Origin of the sequence: Streptomyces spiramyceticus (genome assembly GCF_028807635.1) — a bacterium.
GTDB lineage: Bacteria > Actinomycetota > Actinomycetes > Streptomycetales > Streptomycetaceae > Streptomyces > Streptomyces spiramyceticus.
In genome coordinates, this window is the sequence record NZ_JARBAX010000001.1 from 1,722,061 (window position 1) to 1,743,677 (window position 21,617).

The 21,617-nt window shown below is 70.5% G+C and carries 18 protein-coding genes and 2 pseudogenes; 10 read left to right on the forward strand and 10 right to left on the reverse strand.

From position 1 onward, the window contains the following. Positions 1-9: 9 nt before the first annotated feature. On the reverse strand, positions 10-909 hold the full coding sequence (locus PXH83_RS07855; protein ID WP_274558182.1) for a sirohydrochlorin chelatase: 900 nt from the start codon (positions 907-909) through the stop codon (positions 10-12). A gap of 89 nt (positions 910-998) precedes the next feature. Next, on the reverse strand, positions 999-1,724 hold the full coding sequence (locus PXH83_RS07860) for a GNAT family N-acetyltransferase (protein ID WP_274558184.1): 726 nt from the start codon (positions 1,722-1,724) through the stop codon (positions 999-1,001). 143 nt (positions 1,725-1,867) lie between these two features. Here PXH83_RS07860 and PXH83_RS07865 point away from each other — a divergent pair, with 143 nt between their 5' ends. The 3 genes and pseudogenes from PXH83_RS07865 (at position 1,868) to PXH83_RS07875 (ending at position 5,050) form a co-directional block, all read left to right on the forward strand. After that, entirely contained in the window at positions 1,868-2,485 is a 618-nt protein-coding gene (locus PXH83_RS07865; RefSeq protein WP_274558187.1) for a SanA/YdcF family protein, read from the forward strand. A gap of 208 nt (positions 2,486-2,693) precedes the next feature. Continuing rightward, positions 2,694-2,849, forward strand: a pseudogene (locus tag PXH83_RS07870) (SDR family oxidoreductase); the annotation flags it as partial. Positions 2,850-2,929: 80 nt separating this feature from the next. Next, positions 2,930-5,050: a molybdopterin oxidoreductase family protein gene (locus tag PXH83_RS07875; RefSeq protein ID WP_274558190.1), complete on the forward strand. Its 2,121-nt coding sequence runs from the start codon at positions 2,930-2,932 to the stop codon at positions 5,048-5,050. Here PXH83_RS07875 and cutA read toward each other — a convergent pair whose 3' ends face one another. From cutA to PXH83_RS07895, 4 genes and pseudogenes are all read right to left on the reverse strand, one after another. Beyond that, positions 5,051-5,380 carry a divalent-cation tolerance protein CutA gene (cutA, locus tag PXH83_RS07880; RefSeq protein ID WP_274558192.1) on the reverse strand — a complete coding sequence of 110 codons (330 nt, stop codon included), beginning with the start codon at positions 5,378-5,380 and terminating at the stop codon, positions 5,051-5,053. Between the two features lie 146 nt (positions 5,381-5,526). Further along, positions 5,527-7,396: pseudogene (locus tag PXH83_RS07885) on the reverse strand (ABC transporter ATP-binding protein). Then, complete coding sequence (locus PXH83_RS07890) at positions 7,393-9,129, reverse strand: ABC transporter ATP-binding protein (RefSeq protein ID WP_274558194.1); 1,737 nt, start codon at positions 9,127-9,129, stop codon at positions 7,393-7,395. The pseudogene PXH83_RS07885 and the gene PXH83_RS07890 overlap by 4 nt, the downstream one beginning before the upstream one ends. Positions 9,130-9,141: 12 nt before the next feature. Beyond that, on the reverse strand, positions 9,142-9,831 hold the full coding sequence (locus tag PXH83_RS07895) for an NADPH-dependent FMN reductase (protein WP_274558196.1): 690 nt from the start codon (positions 9,829-9,831) through the stop codon (positions 9,142-9,144). Positions 9,832-9,899: 68 nt separating this feature from the next. On the opposite strand from PXH83_RS07895, the gene PXH83_RS07900 reads away from it, so the two are divergent. Then, on the forward strand, positions 9,900-10,697 hold the full coding sequence (locus PXH83_RS07900) for an aminotransferase class IV (RefSeq protein WP_274558197.1): 798 nt from the start codon (positions 9,900-9,902) through the stop codon (positions 10,695-10,697). Positions 10,698-10,856: 159 nt separating this feature from the next. Here the strand turns inward: PXH83_RS07900 and PXH83_RS07905 are convergent, their stop codons facing one another. Together PXH83_RS07905 and PXH83_RS07910 are read right to left on the reverse strand one after the other, a co-directional pair. Next, positions 10,857-11,639 (reverse strand): TSUP family transporter, encoded by a 783-nt coding sequence (locus tag PXH83_RS07905; protein ID WP_274558199.1) that lies wholly within the window; start codon positions 11,637-11,639, stop codon positions 10,857-10,859. A 146-nt stretch (positions 11,640-11,785) separates the two neighbouring features. Next, positions 11,786-12,415 (reverse strand): sensor domain-containing protein, encoded by a 630-nt coding sequence (locus tag PXH83_RS07910; RefSeq protein ID WP_274558201.1) that lies wholly within the window; start codon positions 12,413-12,415, stop codon positions 11,786-11,788. 250 nt (positions 12,416-12,665) lie between these two features. On the opposite strand from PXH83_RS07910, the gene PXH83_RS07915 reads away from it, so the two are divergent. The 4 genes from PXH83_RS07915 to PXH83_RS07930 are packed head-to-tail and all read left to right on the forward strand — an operon-like array spanning position 12,666 to position 17,740. Then, entirely contained in the window at positions 12,666-13,913 is a 1,248-nt protein-coding gene (locus PXH83_RS07915) for an NAD(P)/FAD-dependent oxidoreductase (protein WP_274558203.1), read from the forward strand. A 1-nt stretch (position 13,914) separates the two neighbouring features. Continuing rightward, positions 13,915-16,440: a nitrite reductase large subunit NirB gene (gene nirB, locus PXH83_RS07920; protein ID WP_274558205.1), complete on the forward strand. Its 2,526-nt coding sequence runs from the start codon at positions 13,915-13,917 to the stop codon at positions 16,438-16,440. Continuing rightward, on the forward strand, positions 16,437-16,766 hold the full coding sequence (gene nirD / locus PXH83_RS07925; protein WP_274558207.1) for a nitrite reductase small subunit NirD: 330 nt from the start codon (positions 16,437-16,439) through the stop codon (positions 16,764-16,766). The genes nirB and nirD overlap by 4 nt, the downstream gene beginning before the upstream one ends. A gap of 41 nt (positions 16,767-16,807) precedes the next feature. Next, positions 16,808-17,740: an oxidoreductase gene (locus PXH83_RS07930; RefSeq protein ID WP_274558208.1), complete on the forward strand. Its 933-nt coding sequence runs from the start codon at positions 16,808-16,810 to the stop codon at positions 17,738-17,740. Between the two features lie 32 nt (positions 17,741-17,772). On the opposite strand, the gene PXH83_RS07935 is transcribed toward PXH83_RS07930, so the two are convergent. Then, entirely contained in the window at positions 17,773-18,192 is a 420-nt protein-coding gene (locus tag PXH83_RS07935; RefSeq protein WP_274558210.1) for a VOC family protein, read from the reverse strand. 186 nt (positions 18,193-18,378) lie between these two features. Here PXH83_RS07935 and PXH83_RS07940 point away from each other — a divergent pair, with 186 nt between their 5' ends. Continuing rightward, positions 18,379-18,984: a hypothetical protein gene (locus PXH83_RS07940; RefSeq protein ID WP_274558212.1), complete on the forward strand. Its 606-nt coding sequence runs from the start codon at positions 18,379-18,381 to the stop codon at positions 18,982-18,984. A gap of 174 nt (positions 18,985-19,158) precedes the next feature. Continuing rightward, positions 19,159-20,319, forward strand: a complete 1,161-nt coding sequence (locus PXH83_RS07945) for an alkaline phosphatase PhoX (RefSeq protein ID WP_274558214.1) — start codon at positions 19,159-19,161, stop codon at positions 20,317-20,319. 122 nt (positions 20,320-20,441) lie between these two features. Here the strand turns inward: PXH83_RS07945 and PXH83_RS07950 are convergent, their stop codons facing one another. After that, positions 20,442-21,506, reverse strand: coding sequence for an ArsR/SmtB family transcription factor (locus PXH83_RS07950; protein WP_274558217.1), 1,065 nt, complete (start codon positions 21,504-21,506; stop codon positions 20,442-20,444). Positions 21,507-21,617 lie beyond the last annotated feature (111 nt).

Genomic DNA, 21,617 nt, shown 5'->3' on the forward strand with positions numbered 1-21,617 from the left:
AGTCGGGGCTCAGGCGGTTGCCAACTCGCGCCGGATCGCCCCGGAGCGGGCGGCGAGGGCCTGGTCGTAGCGGAGCAGGAGGAGCCGGGCCATGGCGGGGTGGGCGCCGAGCGGGGCGGCCGCGACCCCCGGTGCGGCGGCGATGCTCTGGGCGGCGAAGCGGCCCGGAGCGGCGAAGTACGAGGCGACGGCGACCCGGTGGCGGCCGCGGGCGGCGAGGGCGCGCAGGGCCTCGGGGACGGTGGGTGCGGCGGCGGACGCGTAGGCGGGCACGACGGGGACGCCGCCGAGGCGTTCGCTGAGCATCGCGGCCGTACGGCGGGTGTCGGCGGCCGAATCCGGGTCGCGGGAGCCCGCCGCGGCGAGGACGACCCCGCTTCCGCGGTTCGCGGCGTCCGATGCGCGCCAGCCGGCCTCGATGAGGCGGGCGTACAGCGCCTCGACGAGGAGCGGGTGCGGGCCGAGAGGGGCGGCGATTCGCGTACGCAGGTGAGGCGCGGTGGCGGCGGCCTGCGGCAGGTCGTACTTGACGTGGTAACCGCGGCCGAGCAGCAGCGGTACGAGTACGGCCCCGCCGCCGTCGGGCAGGCCGGAGAGGGTGTCGGGCAGCAGCGGCTCGTTCAGCTCGATGTGCCCGAGCCGTACGTCGAGCCCCGGCCGCAGCTCGCGGACGCGCTCCAGGAGCGCGGTGACGGTGCGCAGTGCCCCGGGGTCGCGGCTGCCGTGGGCGACGGCGACGAGGGCGGGCCGGGGCGGCGGGGGCGGAGGCGGTTTCGGGGTCATCGGCCGACGGGTTCCGTTCAGGGAGACGAGCTTGAGCTGGGTGCCGAGCTGGGCGGTGATGCGGGTGAGCAGTTGCGCCGTGCTGTCGAGAGGAAGTGGCTCGCGGTGTGCTGCGGACTCCTTCATGAGCCGATACTGCCGGGCGCAGGTTGCAGCGTCGTTGCGCGAGGGTGACGGGTCTTTTCCGTGGCCTCACGGCGGGGGTGGGGGCGGTGTCAGGGCCGAGGCAGGTGCTGGGGCGAGGGCTCGGGGGCTCGGTGCTGGTGCGTGGGCTGCCCGGGCAGCGACGAGGCGGGGAGCTGGATCCCGAACAGCTCCCGGCACTCCTCCAGCCCCGTCACCTCCACCCGTACTGTCCGCTTCGCCTCCCAGTCCGCCCGGGTCAGCCTCAGCCGGCGTACCGTCCTGGCCTCCCCCCGTACCGAGTGCACCTCCAGGCCGTCCGGGCGGTAGCCGAGCTTCTCGGACACACGCAGGGATCTCGGGTTGTCCGTCATCGCGGCGGACGTGACATGCCGTGCGCCGAGGCCCTCGAAGGCCAGGTGCAGCGCCGCCGCCCGCATCTCCGTGCCGATGCCCTGCCCCTGGTGGGCCCGGCCGAGCCACGACCCGGTCTCGCCCTCCCTCGTGACCGCGAAGTCGTCCGTCATGAAGTCCTGCCGGCCGACCGTCTTCCCCTCGTGCCGTACGGCGAGGCTGAGCGTCCACTTCTCCGGGCGCCACGTCGCGATGGTGCCCAGCAGGTGCTGGAAAGTCGCCCGGGCCCGGTCCTGCGGTGTGCCGTCCGTCCACGGCACGGTGAACGGCATGGACGCCTCGTCGTGCACTCCGTCGGCCGCGACGGCGGACAGTTCGGCGAGCAGTTCGTCGTCCGGAAGTCTCAGCTCCAGACGGGGTGTCGTGATCCGTAATCCGTACAGGGGCCAGAATTGTGTATCCATGGCGGGATCATTTCAGTCGGGGGGCAGGGAAAGACATGCAATTTCCGGTGGCCAAAGCACAGTGGTTGAAAGGCTGTTGGGCGAAACGGCCGAACCTCGTACCCCGGTCCCGGCGTGCCCAGCGGCGTACCGTCCAGGCCGTCATGCTCGCCTCGGTCCTCGCGCTGGCGCCCGCGACATGGATGCACGCCGTTGCGGACAGCAGGGTCAGGACGACCGCCGACGCCCCCGCGCAGGACGTCGCCGTCGTCTTCGGGGCGGGGCTGTGGCGGGGCGGTCCCTCGCCGTATCTGGCGCACCGGCTGGACGCCGCCGCCGAGCTCTACCGGACGGGCAAGGTGAAGGTCGTGCTGGTCACCGGCGACAACAGTCGGGAGGAGTACGACGAACCCGACGCGATGCGCACGTATCTCACCAAACAGGGTGTGCCTGACGGGCGCATCGTCAGTGACTTCGCGGGCTTCGACACCTGGGATTCCTGCGTACGAGCCAAGAAGATCTTCGGGGTCGAGCGGGCCGTGCTGGTGAGCCAGGGATTCCACATCCGGCGGGCGATCGCGCTGTGCCGCGCGGCGGGCATCGAGTCGTACGGCGTCGGGGTCGACGCCGTACGCGACGCGACCTGGTACTACGGCGGCGTACGGGAAATCCTCGCGGCCGGCAAGGCTGCGCTCGACGCCACGGTCAAGCCCGATCCGGTCTTTCTTGGGCGCCAAGAGCCGGGTGTGACCGATGCGTTGGCAGGGGCATCGGGCCGCTGACAGACTGACCGCATGTCTTCTGCTGCTGCCGCTTCAGTCGATCTGAGTAACAAGGTCGTCCTCATCACCGGCGGGCCCGCGGCCTCGGCGCCGCCGCCGCGCAGGCAGTCGTCGACGGTGGCGGAAAGGTCGTCGTCACCGACGTGCTGGAGGAGGAGGGCGCAGCGACCGCGGAGAAGCTGGGGGACGCGGCCCGTTTCGTACGGCCGGCACCCCCATGGGGCGGGTCGGCGTACCGGAGGAGATCGCGGCCGCTGTCGTGTTCCTTTTGTCCGACGCCGCGGCCTATATGACGGGGTCCGAGCTGGCGGTGGACGGCGGCTGGACGGCCGGGATGACCGTCCGGTACCTCACGGGCCAGTAGGCGCGGGGCTGAGCGCGGCGTACCGGGGGTGTAACCCGCAGCACCCGCCGCCGTAACACCGCCGCCGCACGCTGGGCGGTATGCCCCGCACTCCCGCCGCACCGACCGCGCCCCCCATCGCGACCGACTCCTCCACCGTGACGCCGACCCACTGCCCGTACTGCGCGCTCCAGTGCGGCATGAGCCTGCGCGCCGCAGAGAGCGGCGTGGAAGTCGTCGAGCGTACGGACTTTCCCGTGAACCGCGGTGCGCTGTGCGGCAAGGGCCGTACCGCGCCCGCTGTGCTCTCCTCCCGGGTGCGCCTGACCGAGCCGCTGGTCCGACGCCCCGCCACAGGCAGGCTCGAACCGGCCACCTGGGAGGAGGCCCTGACGAAGATCGCGGAGGGACTGGGTCGTACACGAGAGGTGTACGGGCCCGATGCGGTCGGCGTCTTCGGGGGCGGCGGGCTCACCAACGAGAAGGCGTACGCGCTCGGGAAGTTCGCCCGGGTCGTCCTTTCCACGTCGCAGATCGACTACAACGGGCGCTTCTGCATGTCGTCCGCCGCTGCCGCCCACCAGAAGGCCTTCGGCCTCGACCGTGGCCTGCCCTTCCCGCTGGAGGACATCCCGCGCACCGGCTGCGTGATCCTCGTCGGCTCGAATCTCGCCGAGACGATGCCGCCGGCGCTCAGGTACCTCACGGAGCTGAAGGAGAACGGCGGCACGCTCATCGTCATCGATCCGCGCCGTACGCGGACGGCCGAGCAGGCGGACCTGCATCTCGCGCCGCGCCCCGGCACGGACCTGGCGCTCGCGCTGGGGCTGCTGCACATCGTCGTGTCCGAAGGCCGTACGGACGACGCCTTCATCCAGGACCGTACGGGCGGGTGGGAGGAGGCCCGGTCGGCGGCGATGGCGCACTGGCCGGAAATGGTCGAGCGCATCACCGGTGTCCCGGTCCCTCAGCTGCGCGACGCGGTGCGGATGTTCTGCGACGCGGAGACGGGCATGGTGCTGACCGCGCGCGGCCCCGAGCAGCAGTCCAAGGGCACGGACACGGTGGGTGCCTGGATCAACCTCTGCCTCGCCACGGGCCGCGCCGGGCGGCCCCTGTCCGGTTACGGATGCCTCACCGGACAGGGCAACGGACAGGGCGGCCGCGAGCACGGTCAGAAGGCCGACCAGCTGCCCGGCTACCGCAAGCTCACCGACCCGGCCGCTCGCGAGCACGTTGCGGGGGTGTGGGGCGTAGACCCGGACAGTCTCCCGGGACCGGGCCGCAGCGCGTACGAACTCCTCGACGCCTTGGGCGGCGACGTCAAATCCCTCCTCCTTATGGGCTCGAATCCGGTCGTCTCGGCGCCCCGTGCCGCCCACATCGAAGAGCGCCTGCGCTCGCTGGACTTCCTCGCTGTGGCGGACGTAGTCCTCTCAGAGACGGCGGCGATCGCGGACGTGGTGCTGCCGGTCACCCAGTGGGCGGAGGAGACGGGCACGACGACGAACCTGGAGGGACGGGTGCTGCTGCGGCGCAAGGCACTGGACCCGCCGCCCGGCGTACGCACCGACCTGGAGGTACTGCACTCCCTGGCCGCGCTCCTGGGGCACGAGAAGGGCTTCCCTTCCGACCCCGAGGAGGTCTTCGGGGAACTGCGCCGCGCCTCGGCGGGCGGCCCGGCGGACTACTCGGGCATCTCGTACCGCCGGATCGCGGACGAGGACGGCGTCTTCTGGCCGTGCCCGGACGACAGCCACTCCGGTACGCCCCGCCTCTTCCTCGACCGTTTCGCGACCCCGGACGGGCGAGCCCGCTTCGTCCCCGTAACCCACCGCCCCGCGGCGGAGGAGACGGACGCGGAGTACCCGGTGATCCTCACGACGGGCCGGGTCGTGTCCCAGTACCAGTCCGGCGCCCAGACCCGCCGCGTGGACGAACTCAACGCGGCTGCCCCTGGCCCCTTTGTCGAGCTCCACCCGCGGCTGGCGGAGCGCCTGGGCGCGGCCGAGGGGGACCGGCTGGCGGTGGTGTCCCGCCGCGGCCGGGCCGTCGCTCCGGCCAGGATCACGGAGGCGATCCGCTCGGACACCGTCTTCATGCCGTTCCACTGGCCGGGCGAGGGCCGCGCCAACACGCTGACGAATCCGGCGCTGGATCCGACGTCGCGGATGCCGGAGTTCAAGGTGTGCGCGGTACGGATCGAGCGGGCGCAGGACTGATCACCGTACGGCCGTCTCCTCCGCGACCCAGTCCAGATACTCGGCACTGCCGCGCACCACGGCCGTGGCGATGACTTCCGGGGTGTCGTAATCGTGCGCGCCCTTGATGTACGCCTCCAGCTCCTCGTACCGCCCGCCCACGGTCTTGAACGACACCTGCCACTCCTCGGCGGTTTCCGTCTCCCCCTGCCACCGGTATACGGACGCGATGGGGCCACCCACTTGCGCACAGGCAGCAACCCGCGCATCCACGGCCCCGCGCGCGAGCGCCAGGGCTTTTTCGCGGCTGTCGGTGGTGGTCAGTACGGTCAGCCACTCGGCCACTGTCACGGTCGTTCTCCTTATGAATCGGCTGTGCGTGAATGGGCTTCTGCCGGGCCGGTCAGGCGGCGAAGGCGCCCGCCGGTGAAGTCATCCTCACGGATGAACGACACGGTCCCGGCGTCCTGACCCTCGCCCCGCTTCCCTACAGCCGCTCAAGCCACAGCGGCAAATTGCGAGGCATGGAGCCGGGCGTACGCGCCGTCCGTGGCCAGCAGTTCGTCGTGCGTGCCCTGTTCGACGATCGCGCCGTCCTCCATCACCAGGATCACGTCGGCATCGCGGATCGTGGACAGGCGGTGGGCGATGACGAAGGAAGTGCGGCCCTTCCGGAGAGAGTTCATGGCGCGCTGGATGAGGACCTCGGTGCGGGTGTCGACCGAGCTGGTCGCCTCGTCCAGGACCAGGATCGACGGCTCGGTGAGGAACGCCCGGGCGATTGTGAGGAGCTGCTTCTCGCCCGCGCTCAGGTTGGCGCCCTCCTCGTCGATCACCGTGTCGTACCCGTCGGGCAGGGTGCGGATGAAGCGGTCGGCGTACGTGGCCATCGCTGCCTCGACGACGCGTTCGCGCGGGACGTCGCCCGTGATTCCGTATGCGATGTTGTCGGCGATCGTGCCGCCGAACAGCCAGGTGTCCTGGAGGACCATGCCGATGCCGGAGCGCAGGTCCTCGCGGGTCATGGCGGCGATGTCGGTGCCGTCGAGGGTGATCCGGCCGCCTGTCACCTCGTAGAAGCGCATGAGGAGGTTGACGAGGGTGGTCTTGCCCGCGCCCGTGGGGCCGACGATGGCCACCGTCTGGCCCGGCTCGACGTTCAGGGTCAGGTTCTCGATCAAGGGCTTGGCCGGCTCGTAGCGGAAGGCGACGTTCTCGAAGGAGACCTTGCCGGTGATACGGGCGGGGCGCTGCGGTGAGGAGGGCGCGGGGGGACTCCTCCTCGGCGTCGAGGAGGTCGAAGACGCGCTCGGCCGATGCGACGCCCGACTGGAGGAGGTTCGCCATCGCCGCGACCTGCGTGATCGGGCCGTTGAATTCGTACGAGTACTGGATGAATGCCTGGATGTCGCCGATGGTGAGGGATCCGGAAGCGACTCGCAGGCCGCCAGTCACCGCGATCAGGACGTAGTTGAGGTTGCCGATGAAGGACATCGCCGGCTGGATGACGCCGGAGATGAACTGGGCCTTGAAGCTGGATGCGTACAGCGCCTCGTTGTGTTCGTCGAAGGTACGGATCGCTTCCTTCCGGCGGCCGAAGACCTTCACCAGCGCATGGCCCGTGTACATCTCCTCGATGTGGCCGTTGAGCTTGCCGGTGACCGCCCATTGCCTGACGAACTGCGGCTGCGCGCGCCTGCCGATGACTGCGGCGCCGAGCACCGACACCGGCACGGTGGCCAGCACCACCAGGGCGAGCAGTGGGGAGATCCAGAACATCATCGCCAGTACGCCCACGATGGTCAGCAGTGCCCGCAGCATCTGCCCGAAGGCCTGCTGCATGGTCTGCGTGATGTTGTCGATGTCGTTGGTCGTGCGGGAGAGGACTTCGCCGCGCGGCTGCTTGTCGAAGTACGACAGGGGCAGCCGCGCCAGCTTCGTCTCGGCCTGCTCGCGCAGCCGGTAGCCGACGCGTTGCACGACCACCATCGCCAGCCGCAGCTTCACCCAGATGAAGAAAGCCGACCCTGCCGTCACCGCGAGGGCGGTGGCGAGGACCTCCGCCACCGCCCGGAAGTCGATGCCGCCCGGTCCGGTGGCGCCCGCCACCACGAGGTCGGTGGCGTGGCCGAGGATCTTGGGGCTCAGTACGGCGAGGGCCACGGCCGCGACGCCCGCCGCGAGAAGGACGAGGAGCAGGGGCCGCTCGGGAGCCATCGACTTCAGCAGGCGCAGGCCGGAGCCCCGGAAGTTGAGAGACCGTTCGAGGGGCGGGGCGGCGGGGGCACCGGGGATGCCGCGCTGCGGGGCCGGACCCTTGCGCTCGGGGACGGTACGGGCGGTGCCGGGGGTGCGGTCCGTACTCATGCGGCTTCCTCCTCCGAGATCTGGGAGAGGACGATCTCCCGGTAGGTGTGGTTGTCCCGCATGAGTTCTTCGTGGGTTCCGGTGCCGACGACGCGGCCCTCGTCGAGTACGACGATCCGGTCGGCGCCGCGGATGGTGGAGACCCGCTGGGCGACGATCACGACGGTCGCATCGGCCGTCTCCCTGGCGAGTGCGGCCCGCAGCGCCGCGTCGGTGGCGTAGTCGAGGGCCGAGAAGGAGTCGTCGAAGAGGTAGATGCCGGGCCTGACGACAAGCGCCCTGGCGATCGCCAGGCGCTGGCGCTGGCCGCCGGACAGGTTGCTGCCGCCCTGCGCGACGGGCGCGTCCAGACCTTCGGGCAGAGCCTCGACGAAGCCCTTGGCCTGTGCGGTCTCCAGCGCGTGCCACAGCTCGTCGTCGGTGGCGTCCGGGTTTCCGTACCGCAGATTGGATGCGATCGTCCCGGAGAAGAGGTAGGGCTTCTGCGGAACGAGGCCGACCGTGCGGGACAGCACCTCGGGGTCCAGCTCCCTCACGTCGACACCGCCCACCCGCACCTCGCCGCCCGTCGCGTCGAACAGCCGGGGGACGAGGCCCAGCAGCGTCGTCTTGCCGCTGCCGGTGGAGCCGATGACCGCTGTCGTACGGCCGGGACGCGCCGTGAGATCGACGCCGCGCAGGACGGGCTCTTCGGCTCCCGGGTAGCTGAAGTCGGCGCCACGGATCTCCAGTTGGCCCCGGCCGGCGTGCAGTGCGGTGACGGGCTTTGCGGGCGGGACGACGCTCGGCTCGGTTGTGAGGACTTCCTGGATGCGTTCGGCGCTCACGGCGGCGCGCGGCACCTGCATCAGCAGGAACGTCGTCATCATCACCGCCATCAGGATCTGCATCAGGTAGCTGAGGAAGGCTATGAGCGAGCCGATCTGGAGCTCACCGGAGCCGATGCGGTGTCCGCCGACCCAGATGACGGCCACGGTCGCCAGCTCCCAGACCAGTACGACCGCGGGCATGGTCAGCGCCATCAGGCGGCCGGCCCGCAGGGCGACACCCATCAGGTCGGCGTTGGCGTCGGCGTAACGGCGCTGCTCGTGCTCGTCCTTGACGAAGGCGCGGATGACGCGAATGCCGGTGATCTGCTCCCGCATCATCCGGTTGACCTTGTCGATGCGCTTCTGCATGCCGCGGAACAGCGGCGGCATCCGGCGGATGATCAGGCCGACGACCCCGGCGAGCAACGGCACGAAGAGCAGCAGCAGGGCGGCGAGCGGGACGTCCTGGTTGACGGCCATGACGATGCCGCCGAGGCACATCAGCGGCGCGGCGACCAGCATGGTCAGGCCGAGCACCGTCAGCATCTGGATCTGCTGTACGTCGTTGGTGGTGCGCGTGATGAGGGAGGAGGCGCCGAAGCGGCCCACTTCCCGTACGGAGAAGTCCTGCACCCGGGAGAAGACGGCGGCGCGCAGATCACGTCCTAAGCCCATCGCTACGCGGGCTCCGAAGAAGACGGCGGCCGCGGCGGCGAGGATCTGGAGGAGGGTGACGACGAGCATGACGCCGCCGGTGGCCAGGACGTAACCGGTGTCGCCGGTGAGGACACCGTTGTTGATGTTGTCGGCGTTGAGGGTGGGCAGGTAGAGGGTGGCGAGGATCTGGGCGAGCTGGAGCACGACGACCAGGGCAATGGTCCTGGCGTAGGGGCGCAGCCGGCCGCGCAGCAGTCGGATCAGCATGACGCTCGGCCCTCAGCCGGCGTACGGGCGGACGGACTTGGCGTCGCGCAGGGCGTGCGCCCACCAGGTGAGCTGGTTCAGCAGGGCTTTGGCGGCGGTGTTGGGGGCCGACGGGTCCCTGTGGCTGCCGTCCTCGTCGAAGTGGGCCCATGCGCCGTGGAAGCTGACCGTTTCGCGGATGGTCGTGGCGTGCATCTCGGCGAAGACCTGGCGCAGCTGCTCGACGGCGCGCAGGCCGCCGGACATTCCGCCGTAGGAGACGAAGCCGACGGGCTTGGCGTGCCACTCGGGGCCGTGCCAGTCGATGAGGTTCTTGAGGGCGGCGGGGAAGGAGTGGTTGTACTCGGGGGTGAGGACGACGAAGGCGTCGGCGGCGGCGAGGCGCGGCGAGACCTTCGCGAGAACGGCCTTGACGTCGTCGGAGGGGCTGAAGGAGAGGGCGGTCGGCAGGTCGATGCCGGCCAGGTCGATCACGTCGATGTCGAGCTCGTCGTGCTCGGTGGCCCGGGAAACGAACCAGTCGGTGATGACGGGTGCGAAGCGGCCCTCGCGATTGCTGGCGACGATGACGGCGACTCGCAGGGGAGCGGCGTTGAGCTGGGCGGATTCAACGGATTCAACGGATTCAACGGATTCAAGCGTGGATTCAGTGGTGGATTCAGTGGTCGAATCAGTGGTGGATGCGTTCGTGGTGAGGTCCATGCGGCAAGACTCGTACCTCAACCAAGCTTGAGGTCAAGCTGTCCCGGTGAACTGTTTACGGTGGTCGCATGACTACTGCTCACGTGCCCTACATCGAGATCGACGGCCGCAGAGCCACCACCGCCGACGACCTCATGATCCCCACATTGTACGGCGGTTACGGCCACTTCACCGCGATGCAGGTCAGGGACCGCCGCGTGCGCGGACTGCGGTTGCACCTCGCGCGGCTCGCCGAAGGCACCCAGGAGGTCTTCGGAGCCGGCCTGGACGAGGAGCTGGTGCGCGAGCGGATCCGGCACGCGCTCGAAGGGGCCGGGGTGCGGGACGCCGCGCTGCGGGTGTACGTGCTGTGGGCCCCCGACGCCGCTGCCGCCACCCTGATGGTCACCGTCCGCCCGCCCGTCACGATGCCGCAGGCTCCGCAGGCCCTGATGTCCGTCCCGTACGTACGCCCCGTGGCGCACGTCAAGCACCTGGGCGGCTTCGCCCAGACGCACTACGGCAAGCTCGCGCAGCGTGCGGGCTTCGACGAGGCGCTGCTGACCGGCCCCGGCGGGGAGGTCGTGGAGGGCGCGATCACCAACATCGCGTTCTACGACGGAACTTCGGTCGTCTGGCCCGACGCGCCGGCGCTGCGCGGCATCACGATGGCCCTGCTCGAACCCCGCCTGCCGGAGGCGGGGCTGGCCTCGGTGCGGCGGCGGGTGACGCTGGACGGGCTCTCGGCGTACCGCGCGGCCTTCGTCACGAACTCGCAGGGGGTCGCTCCGGTGCGGCGTATCGACGACACGGAGTTCGCGGTGGACGAGCAGCTGATGAAGACGGTCATGTCGGTGTACGAGACGACTCCATGGGACGTCATCTGAGGCCGGTGATCGTCCGCTGTGGTCTGCGGTCGTGCGCGGTCGGCTCCGTCACCCGTTTCGGGGCGGAGCCGGTCCCGCCCGCCGACGCGCTGCGGCCTTCCGAGCCCGTACACCCGCCACCATCGAGTGTGTGTGGTGTACGCGCATCTGACAGGGGCGCTAGGACCACTGGTCGAAGGCAAGCTTGGCGACCAGTGAGAAGACCACAACCAGCAGCACACCCCGTACGAACTCGCTGCCCTTCCTGAGCGCCATCCGTGCCCCGGCCATCGCGCCCGCCAGGTTGAACACCGCCATCAGCGCGGCCAGCTGCCACAGGACCGTCCCCTGATAGGCGAACATCGCGAGGGCGCCGGCGTTGGTGCAGACATTGACGATCTTGGCGTTGGCGGACGCGGTGACGAGGTCGAGGTGGAGCACCGCGGTCAGGGCCAGCACCAGGAACGTTCCGGTGCCGGGCCCGAAAAGGCCGTCGTAGAAGCCGATGCCTCCGCCGACGAGGACGATCGCGCTGACGGTACGGGCCCGGGTGACCGGGGTCCGCTCCTCACCGGCGGCCCTGCCGAAGGCCGGCCGCAGCAGCACGAATGCGGCGACCCCGAGCAGCACCACCATGATCACTGGGCGCAGTACGTCGCTGCTGATCCCGGCGGCGAAGAACGCGCCCGTCATGGAGCCCACGAGGGCCATGAGACCGACCCGTACCGCCGTCTTCACCTCCACCGGCGCCTTGCGGACGTACGTCACCGCCGCGCCGGAGGTACCGACGATGGCCACCGCCTTGTTGGTGCCCAGGACGTGCGCGGCGGGCACGTTCGGGAGGCCGAGCAGCAGCGCGGGCAGGAGCAGCAGCCCGCCGCCGCCCACCACCGCGTCGATCCAGCCCGCCGCGGCAGCGGCCAGGCACAGGACAACGAGCATGGTCAGCGATATCTCAGGCATGATCGCGACCCTATGTGAAGGTCACGCACCCGCATCCAGGTAGCGGAGCACCGCCAGGACCCGGCGGTGGCCGCGACTGGGGCAGGGCCAGGGCGGCGTACAGAAGAGCAGTGGCGGCGGCGCGGAGACGGTGCATGGGAGCCGACCTAGAACTGGTGGATCACGGGAACGGAGAGAAGTGCGCAGACCAGGGCGACACCGGCGGCTATGCCGGTGGTCCGCAGGAGGCCGGAGCGGTCCGCGCCGAGGAAGCCCGATGCCAGCCGCACCTGGAGTCCGGTGAAGCCCTTGACGACCCAGGGCGTGAGGAACAGGAACGTCAGCCCGCCGCCGCCGGCGTGCACCGCCCACGCTCCGGCCATGGTCGGGCCGTCCCAGGACTGGGCGGGGTCGTTGTCCGGCCGCAGCGGGAAGCCGAGGTTGATCGCCACGACCATCCAGAAGTAGAGCGTGACCGTGACGGCGACGAGGTTGAGCGGCGCGCTGATCACCGCGTGGGCGAGGGCGAGCGCTCGGCCACGCATACCCGGCGCACCGACTCCTCCCGCTCCGGCCTCTCCTACTTCCACGCCCAGCAGCCGGCGGGCGAGCCCCCGCTGGATGCGGGCCGCGGGACCGCCGACGAGCGCGATCGGTATACACAGGAGACCGACGGGGAGGGCAAGCACGACATACGCCGTGCGCCGCCAGGTCCTGGCCCGGAACGGCTCGCGGAGGATCACAGCCGTACGGCTGGTGGCGGTTGCTGCGGCGGGTTGGCGCTCGGTGATGTCCATGCGTTCAGAATCCCCGTCGCACGCGCCCGTTTCGATCGTGCCTGTACGGAACTCCGGGGTTCGGTTTGCCCCACCCCCCGGCGCCACCCGGGTCGCCGCCCCCGGGCGTCGCCGCCCCCGGAACAGCGCCCATCCCCCGTGCTGCGCCCCTCGCCCCTCACAGCCAGAAGCACACCGCGCTGAGCGCAGTGTTCCTCGCGGGAAACAACTGGGATGCGGCCGGGTAACACCGCCCCCGCAGGCTACGGTCATGAGCAAGGACATCGTGGTGATCGGCGGCGGGACAGCAGGGGCCAGGCTGGCCCGGCAGCTGGCCCCCTCTGCCCGCGTCACCGTAATCGGCGAGGAGGACCACGCCCCGTACAACAGGGTGCTGCTCGCCGAGGTCCTCGCCGGGCGTTACGGCCCCGAGGTCGTCGCACTGCCCGAGACGCCCGTACGGCGCGGGGTACGGGTGGTCCGTATCGACCGCGCCGACAAGGTGGTCCAGTGCGACGACGGCAGCGTCGTCCCGTACGGAACGCTGGTCCTGGCGACCGGATCCAACCCCGTACTCCCGCCCCTGCGCGGCCTCGGCAACGATCTCCCCGACGGTGTCCACCCCTTCCGCACCATGGACGACTGCCTCGCCCTGGCAGCCGCCGTGCGCGAAGGCACCCGTGCCGTGGTCATCGGCGGCGGCCTCCTGGGTGTCTCGGCGGCCCGTGCCCTCGCCGAACGGGGCGCCCAGGTCGTGCTGGCCCAGCAGGGCGAGCACCTCATGGAGCGCCAGCTGGACACGGCGGCGAGCGAGCTGCTGCGCAGCCATCTGGAGACGCTGGGCGTCGAGGTCCACACGGAGTGCCGGGTACGCGGCCTGCGCTGCGAGGGCGGAGCGGTGCGGGCCGTGGAGCTCGCCGACGGTTACGCCCTGGACGCCGACCTCGTCGTCGTCGCCTGCGGTGTACGCCCCCGGGTCGGCCTCGCACGGGCCGCGGGCCTGGACGTACGCAACGGCATCGTCGTCGACGACGAGCTGCGCACCTCGGACCCGGACATCCGCGCCATCGGCGACTGCGCCGAGCACAACGGCCGCGTCTACGCCCTCGCGGGCCCCGCCATCGAGCAGGCCGACGTCCTGGCCACCCTGCTTGCCGGCTCCCCGGACGCCTCTCCGGCCGACTTTCCGGCCCCCTCCTCGGATGCCTCCCCGGCGCCCGCCCCGTCCCCCTCGGCCCGCTACACAGGGACCCGCGCCCTCACCCGTCTCACCCTCAACGGCTCCGGCCCCCTCGACCTCGCCGCCTTCGGCGAGACGACCCCGCTCCCCGGTGACGACGTGGTCCGGCTCACCGACGCCACCCGAGGCGCGTACCGCAAGGTCGTCGTCCGCGGGGACCGGCTGATCGGCGGAATTCTGCTGGGCGATCTCGGCGCCGTCGGCGAACTCGCCCGTACCTGGGAGGGCGACGAGCCGCTCCCCTCCTCCCCCTTGTTCCACCTGCTTGGAGGCTCCTGAGATGTCCACACCCACGATCGTGGTCGTCGGCCACGGGATGGTCGGCCAGCGTTTCCTGGAGGCCCTCGCCGAGCGGGGCGTGACCGGCCGGGCGCGTGTCGTCGTCCTGTGCGAGGAGCCGCGTCCCGCGTACGACCGCGTGCAGCTGACCTCGTATTTCTCGGGCCGTACCCCCGACGAGCTCTCCCTCGTAGAGGGCGACTTCATCACCCGTAACAACATCGAACTGCACCTGGACGACCCGGCACAGAGCGTCGACCGCGCCACCCGCACAGTGACCTCCCGGGCGGGCCGCACCTTCACCTACGACACGCTCGTCCTTGCCACCGGCTCGTACCCCTTCGTACCGCCCGTTCCCGGCAAGGATGCGGAGGGTTGTTTCGTCTACCGCACCATCGAGGATCTGCTGGCCATCGAGGAGTACGCGAAGAACTCCCGGGTCGGCGCCGTCGTCGGCGGCGGGCTGCTCGGCCTGGAGGCGGCGGGCGCGCTCAGCGGTCTCGGCCTCGACACCCACATCGTGGAGTTCGCGCCCCGTCTGATGCCCGTCCAGGTCGACGAGGGCGGTGCCTCGGCCCTCCTCCGTACGATCGAGGGAATGGGTCTGACGGTCCACACGGGCGTCGGCACACAGGCGGTCACCACCGGCGACGACGGCACGGTCGACGGCATGTCGCTCTCGGACGGTTCGACCCTCGCCACCGATCTGGTCGTCTTTTCGGCGGGCGTACGCCCCCGGGATCAACTGGCCCGTGACTGCGGCCTGTCCGTCGGCGAACGGGGCGGCATTTCCGTCGACGAACAGTGCCGTACGTCCGACCCCTCCGTCTTCGCGATAGGCGAGTGCGCCCTGGCGGCGGACGGCAAGGTGTACGGCCTGGTGGCACCCGGCTACGAGATGGCCGAAACGGCAGCGGCCACCATCGCCGACGAAGCGGACGAGGCAGGAGCAGGCGGGGCCAAGGCCTTCACCGGCGCCGACATGTCCACCAAGCTCAAGCTCCTCGGCGTCGACGTGGCGTCCTTCGGCGACGCCCACGGCACCGCGGACGGCTGCCTGGACGTCGTGTACTCCGATTCCCGCTCCGGCGTCTACAAGAAGCTGGTGGTCAGCCCGGACGGCGCCCTGCTCGGCGGCATCCTGGTCGGCGACGCCGACGCGTACGCCATGCTGCGCCCCCTCACCGGTACCGTCCCGCCGGTCGCCCCCGAACAGCTCATCGCCCCCACCGGAACCGGCGTCTCCCTGGGCCCGTCCGCGCTCCCCGACGACGCTGTGGTCTGCAACTGCCACAACGTCACCAAGGGCGCCGTCACCGCCTGCTCGACGCTGCACGAGGTGAAGAAGTGCACCAAGGCGGGAACGGGCTGCGGCAGTTGCGTCAAGCTGATCGGCCAGCTCCTCCCCCAGTCCGGCGACAAGGGCCTGTGCGGCTGCTTCCCGCACACCCGCTCCGAGCTGTACGAGATCGTGCGCACCCTGCACATCACGTCGTACGCCGCCCTGCTCGACTCCCACGGCCGTGAAGCGGCCCGTGGCGGCGACGGCTGCGAGACCTGCAAGCCGACCGTGGCATCCATCCTGGCCAGCCTGAGCAACGGCCACATCCTCGACGGCGAACAGGCCGCCCTCCAGGACACCAACGACCACTTCCTCGCCAACATGCAGCGCAACGGCTCGTACTCCATCGTGCCGCGCATCCCGGGCGGCGAGATCACGCCCGAGAAGCTGATCGTGATCGGCGAGGTGGCCCGCGACTTCGGCCTCTACACCAAGATCACGGGCGGCCAGCGCATCGACCTCTTCGGCGCACGCGTCGACCAGCTCCCCCTGATCTGGACCCGTCTGGTCGACGCCGGCTTCGAGTCGGGCCACGCGTACGGAAAGGCGCTGCGCACTGTCAAGTCCTGTGTGGGACAGACCTGGTGCCGTTACGGCGTCCAGGACTCGGTCCGTATGGCCATCGACCTGGAGCTGCGCTACCGGGGCCTGCGCGCCCCGCACAAGCTGAAGTCGGCGGTCTCGGGCTGCGCCCGCGAGTGCGCGGAGGCCCAGTCCAAGGACTTCGGCGTCATCGCGACCGCGAACGGATGGAACCTGTACGTCGGCGGCAACGGCGGGGCGACACCGCGCCATGCGGACCTCCTCGCCCAGGACCTGTCCGACGCCGAACTCGTGCGCCTCATCGACCGGTTCCTGATGTTCTACATCCGCACCGCCGACCGCCTGGAACGCACGGCCACCTGGCTGGACCGTCTGGAGGGCGGCCTGGACCACCTGCGGGACGTGATCGTCCACGACAGCCTGGGCCTGTGCGCCCAGCTCGAAGCCATGATGTCCACGCACGTGTCCAACTACCGCGACGAATGGGCCGAGACGATCAACGACCCGGAGCGGCTCTCCCGCTTCGTGTCCTTCGTCAACGCGCCCGACGCACCGGACCCCTCCATCCGCTTCGTCCCCGAGCGCGACCAGATGAAGCCGGACCTGACCATCCTCACCCTCGAAGGGACTCGCGTCGGATGACCCTCCAACTGCTCCTCGAAGACGACTGGTTCACGGCGTGCGAGGCGGCCGCCCTCACGCCGGGCCGCGGAGTGGCGGCCCTGCTGCCCGACGGCCGCCAGGCCGCGCTCTTCACCGACCGTGCGGGCCGCGCGTACGCGATCGACAACCGTGATCCGTTCTCCGGCGCCCAGGTCCTCTCCCGGGGCCTGATCGGCTCCGTGGAGGGCCGCGCCTTCGTCGCGTCCCCCCTCCTCAAGCAGCGTTTCGACCTGGAGACAGGGCGGTGCCTGGACGACGAGACGGTCACGGTGGAGACCTTCACCGTACGGCTCGCAGGTTCCTGACCGGTCGTTCCACATTCGAACGCCGGTCGTACGCTGGGGCCATGACGACTGGCTGGAAAGCGAGCGACATCCCCGACCAGAGCGGCCGTACGGCCGTGGTCACCGGGGCAAACAGCGGCATCGGACTCGTGACGGCGCGCGAACTGGCCCGCCGGGGCGCGCGCGTCGTCCTCGCGTGCCGCAGCGAGGCCCGCGGCAAGGAGGCCGTGGCCCGGATCGTCAGGGAGGTCCCGGACGCGGCCGCCGAGTTCGCGCCCCTCGACCTCGGCGACCTGGGCTCCGTACGCGAGTTCGCGAGCTCTTATCCGTACGACCGCCTCGACCTTCTCGTCAACAACGCGGGCGTCATGGCCCTGCCGTACGGAAAGACCGCCGACGGCTTCGAGACCCAGTTCGGCGTCAACCACCTCGGGCACTTCGCCCTCACCGGACTGCTGCTCCCGAAGCTGCTCCGTACGCCCGACGCCCGCGTCGTGACCGTCTCCAGCGGCCTGCACGCCCTCGCCAACATCGACATGGGCGACCTCAACAGCGAGCGCGTCTACCGCCGCTGGATCGCCTACGCCCGTTCCAAGTCCGCGAATCTGCTGTTCACCCACGAACTGGCGCGACGGCTGGCCGCCGCCGGCTCCGACGTCGTCGCTGCCGCCGCGCACCCCGGCTACGCCGCCACCAATCTCCAGACCGCCGGCGTGAAGATGGAGGGCCGCAAGGGCGCCCAGCGCCTCGTCGAGTTCGGCAACCGGATCATCGCCCAGCCCGCCGAGTCGGGCGCCCTGCCCACGCTGTACGCCGCCACCGCGCCCGGCGTACGGCCCGATTCGTTCACCGGCCCGAGGATCCAGGGCCTGCGCGGAGCGCCCACACGGTCCTGGCGGGCCAAGTGGACGCTCAACGACATCGCGAGTGAGCGGCTGTGGGTGGCGTCCGAGCAGCTCACCGGGGTGTCGTACCCCGGCTCCCTCAATTCCTAGCTCCTCAGCAGTCCCGGCGAGAGACCGGGCGCTCAGCCCTGGGAGCCCTCGCCCGCTACGGCCGCCGGGTCCATCCAGATGACCTCCCAGGTGTGGCCGTCGGGGTCCTGGAAGGAACGGCCGTACATGAAGCCGTGGTCCATGGGCTCGTTCGCCGGGGAACCGCCGGACGCGAGGGCCGTGTCGGCCAGCTCGTCGACCTTCGCGCGGCTCTCGGCGCTCAGCGCGAGGAGGACCTCCGTGGTCGTGCGGGTGTCGGCGATCTCCTTCTTCGTGAACTCCTTGAAGCGCGGCTCGGTGAGCAGCATGGCGAAGATGGTGTCGCTGATCACCAGACAGGCGGTCTTGTCGTCACTGAACTGGGGGTTGAACGAGAACCCGAGCTTGCTGAAGAAGGACTTCGTGGTGTCGAGGTCCGTCACCGGCAGGTTCACGAAAATCATCTGTGCCATGAGCTGTCTCTCTTCTCTCGTTGGCGGTCTCTCGTTGTCGGTCGATGGGTAGACCCGGGGGCCCCACGAAACTCATCGCTCGAACCGAAACTCGCACGAAGAAATCCTCTCGGCGACTCCGGACCCGGCCCCCGGACACCCGCCTCCCGCCTTGCGGCGGCACGGGCCGCGGCCTAGCGTCGGGCCATGAGCAGCGCCTCCGGCAAGAAGATCACCGAGAAGCTGTCGGGCGACGCGCTGAGCGCGTCGACGGGCCGGGACTGGGACGCGTGGTTTGCCGTGCTCGACGCGTGGCAGGCCACGGCCCGCACCCACACCGAGATCGCCCGCCACCTCGTCGAGACGCACGGCGTCCCCGGCTGGCACGCCCAGTCGATCACCGTGGGGTACGAGCAGGAGCGCGGCATGCGCGAGGTGGGCCAGTCCGGTGAGGGCGACTGGCAGGTCTCCGTCAGCAAGACGGTGAACGCGCCACCGGAGCGGGTCACCGATGCGTTCACCGACGCCGCCCTGCGCCGCCGCTGGCTTCCGGCCGGTGAATTCACGCTCCGCACCCACCGCCCGGCCAAGTCGGTCACCGCGGACTGGGAATGGGGGTCCCCCCTGCTCGAGCGGAGTCGAGAGCTCGGGGGAGGCACGAGCCGCATCTCGGTGTATCTGACGCCCAAGGGACCGGAGAAGACGCAGGTCGGCCTGGGCCACACGAAACTCGCGGACGCGGACGCGGTGGAGGCGTACAAGACGTTCTGGAGGGACCGCCTGACCGCCCTCAAGACCCTGCTGGAGAGCTGACCGGTCGGTTCTGGCCAAAGGGTCGCGCGCAACAGGCCGACAGCAGACGCTTCCGCTTCATCGGTCGTTGATGCACCGTCAATCCGGGACTCCTAGGTTCCGGAAGCGCACCCCCCGCGACCCCGCCGCCCGACCGGTGCGGCAGGGACGGTCACGATCCCCTGGAGTGATCAAGTGGAACGTCGTAGTTTCCTGCGTGGAGCGGTCGTCGGCGGCACGGCTGCGGCATTCGGCTACACCCTCATGCAAGGTGCGGCCTACGCGGCACCGGCCCAGCCGGGTCCGGGCCCGTACGGAGCGCTCGGCGCGGCAGACGCCAACGGCATCCAGCTCCCCAGCGGCTTCACCAGCCGGGTGATAGCCCGGTCCGGCCAGAAGGTCGGCTCCACCGCCTACACCTGGCACAACGCCCCTGACGGCGGCGCCTGTTTCGCCGACGGCACCGGCTGGATCTACGTCTCCAACTCGGAGATCTCGTCCACCGGCGGCGCGGGCGCGGTCAAGTTCAACTCGTCGGGCACCATCACCGGTGCATACCGGATCCTGTCCAACACCAACCGCAACTGCGCCGGCGGGGCGACTCCGTGGAACACCTGGCTGTCCTGCGAGGAGGTCAGCACCGGGTACGTCTACGAGACCGACCCGTGGGGCGTGAACGCCGCCGTCCGCCGCGCCGCCATGGGCCGCTTCAACCATGAGGCGGCCGCCGCCGACCCGGTCCGCAAGGTGATCTACCTGACGGAGGACGCGTCGGACGGCTGCTTCTACCGCTTCGTCCCGTCCACCTGGGGCAACCTCTCCTCCGGCACGCTGCAGGTCCTCAAGGCCGGTACGGCCACCTCCGGCAGCTTCACCTGGGCGAACGTGCCCGACCCCGACGGCTCCCCCACCCCCACCCGCGACCAGGTCTCCGGCGCGAAGCTCTTCAACGGCGGCGAGGGCTGCCACTACGCCAACGACACCGTCTGGTTCACCACCAAGGGCGACAACCGCGTCTGGCAGCTCAACCTGACCGCCAGCACCTACGAGCTGGCCTACGACGACTCCCTGGTCGTCGGCGGCGGCGCCCCGCTGACCGGCGTGGACAACGTCACCGGCGCGTCCTCCGGCGACCTGTTCGTCGCGGAGGACGGCGGCAACATGGAGATCTGCATCATCACGCCGGACGACGTGGTCGCGCCGTTCCTGCGGATCACCGGCCAGTCGAGCTCCGAGATCTGCGGCCCGGCCTTCTCGCCGAACGGCACGCGGTTCTACTTCTCCAGCCAGCGCGGTACGAGCGGCAGCTCGTCCGGCGGCATCACCTACGAGGTGACGGGCCCCTTCCGCAGCTGACCGGCTCAGCAGGCCCAGCACCCGCACCGCATCCGGGCACGGGCGCGTCGCACCTCACTGCGGCCCGCCCGTGCTCGGCACTGCCTTGGCCCACTGCGCCCGTGCCCGGCACTGCCCGCCCTCTACTGCCGCACCCGCCCGGCGACACACCCCTCCGCCACGTTCGGCGAGGCCGTCAGCGCCTCCGCCGGGGCCCCGCCCCGCAGCAGCGCCGCACCCAGCGGCGTCATCGTGTGCAGTACGGAGTTGCCGTGCCGCAGGGTGACGACCAGGCCGGCCTCGCGCAGTACGCACGCGTGCTGGCTCGCCGAGGCCAGCGAGACGCCCGCTCTGCGGGCGAGTTCACTCGTCGTACAGCCGCCTCCGATGGCTCCCAGGACCGCCGAGCGGGTGTGTCCGACGAGGCGGCCCAGGGAGGTGCTGGGGGCGTCGGCGGGGGCCGGGGCGCCGGTGTCGGTCACGGGGTAGACCAGGACCGGGGGCAGGTCGGGGTCGCGGTAGACCACGGGGGTGCCGCGGCAGAAGAAGGACGGCTGGAGCAGCAGACCGCGGCCGTCCAGGTGCAGATCGCGGTCGACCGGATAGTCGGCCTCCAGGACCGGCGGGCACCAGCGCAGCATCGGCGGGAGGGTGTCGAGGAGTTCGTCCGCGCCGCCGTCGAGCAGGGCGCGGCCGCGGACCGCCCGGTCCGCTTCGATACGGGCCTGGATGTACGGCCAGTACGGCTCCACGGCGGCGCGGTGGTATCCGCGCAGGGCGCCGGTGAGCCGGCCGACGGCGTCGCTGCGGCCGTCCGCGAGCGGGGTGAGGCGCACCGGCGGGGAGGAGCGGTCCTGGGACGGGCACGTACCGTCCGACCGGTGTGCGGCGGCGAGCAGGCCGATTTCGGCGCGCAGCCGATCGGGGGCTGTGGCGCGTACGGCTTCGAGGCCCGCGTCAATGCCGCTCAATCCTTCACGCGGTGTCAGGAAATCCGGGAAATAGCCCCGGTTCGGCACCAAGGCGGCCAGCAGTCGTGTTTCACCATTCAACCGAGTACGGGATTCCTGACGCCATTCTCCGAAGACCTTGACGCCACGCCGGTCTCGCAATCGGTGAAAACTCAGAATCGTTTCCCACAGCGCATCGGGCCGGGGAGCCAGCCGTATACGGGAAAGGTCCACACCTGAGAAATGGACTCGTAGCACCGAAACCCCATCTGTTGCATCCGCAATCGCCCCCGCAACTGAGTATGCATGCCATCACAGGCCGTCACCAAGGGCTTTCGGCCACAGTTGAAACGCATCGCGGCAGCCCTG

What these genes read in the sequence shown, in the direction of transcription:
- nirD (WP_274558207.1), top strand. Translation starts at nt 16,437, where the DNA reads ATGACCCTCCAACTGCTCCTCGAAGACGACTGGTTCACGGCGTGCGAG.
- PXH83_RS07865 (WP_274558187.1), top strand. Translation starts at nt 1,868, where the DNA reads ATGCTCGCCTCGGTCCTCGCGCTGGCGCCCGCGACATGGATGCACGCC.
- nirB (WP_274558205.1), top strand. Translation starts at nt 13,915, where the DNA reads ATGTCCACACCCACGATCGTGGTCGTCGGCCACGGGATGGTCGGCCAG.
- PXH83_RS07910 (WP_274558201.1), bottom strand. Translation starts at nt 12,415, where the DNA reads ATGGACATCACCGAGCGCCAACCCGCCGCAGCAACCGCCACCAGCCGT.
- PXH83_RS07905 (WP_274558199.1), bottom strand. Translation starts at nt 11,639, where the DNA reads ATGCCTGAGATATCGCTGACCATGCTCGTTGTCCTGTGCCTGGCCGCT.
- PXH83_RS07935 (WP_274558210.1), bottom strand. Translation starts at nt 18,192, where the DNA reads ATGGCACAGATGATTTTCGTGAACCTGCCGGTGACGGACCTCGACACC.
- PXH83_RS07915 (WP_274558203.1), top strand. Translation starts at nt 12,666, where the DNA reads ATGAGCAAGGACATCGTGGTGATCGGCGGCGGGACAGCAGGGGCCAGG.
- PXH83_RS07875 (WP_274558190.1), top strand. Translation starts at nt 2,930, where the DNA reads ATGCCCCGCACTCCCGCCGCACCGACCGCGCCCCCCATCGCGACCGAC.
- PXH83_RS07940 (WP_274558212.1), top strand. Translation starts at nt 18,379, where the DNA reads ATGAGCAGCGCCTCCGGCAAGAAGATCACCGAGAAGCTGTCGGGCGAC.
- PXH83_RS07860 (WP_274558184.1), bottom strand. Translation starts at nt 1,724, where the DNA reads ATGGATACACAATTCTGGCCCCTGTACGGATTACGGATCACGACACCC.
- PXH83_RS07890 (WP_274558194.1), bottom strand. Translation starts at nt 9,129, where the DNA reads ATGCTGATCCGACTGCTGCGCGGCCGGCTGCGCCCCTACGCCAGGACC.
- PXH83_RS07855 (WP_274558182.1), bottom strand. Translation starts at nt 909, where the DNA reads ATGAAGGAGTCCGCAGCACACCGCGAGCCACTTCCTCTCGACAGCACG.
- PXH83_RS07895 (WP_274558196.1), bottom strand. Translation starts at nt 9,831, where the DNA reads ATGGACCTCACCACGAACGCATCCACCACTGATTCGACCACTGAATCC.
- PXH83_RS07930 (WP_274558208.1), top strand. Translation starts at nt 16,808, where the DNA reads ATGACGACTGGCTGGAAAGCGAGCGACATCCCCGACCAGAGCGGCCGT.
- PXH83_RS07900 (WP_274558197.1), top strand. Translation starts at nt 9,900, where the DNA reads ATGACTACTGCTCACGTGCCCTACATCGAGATCGACGGCCGCAGAGCC.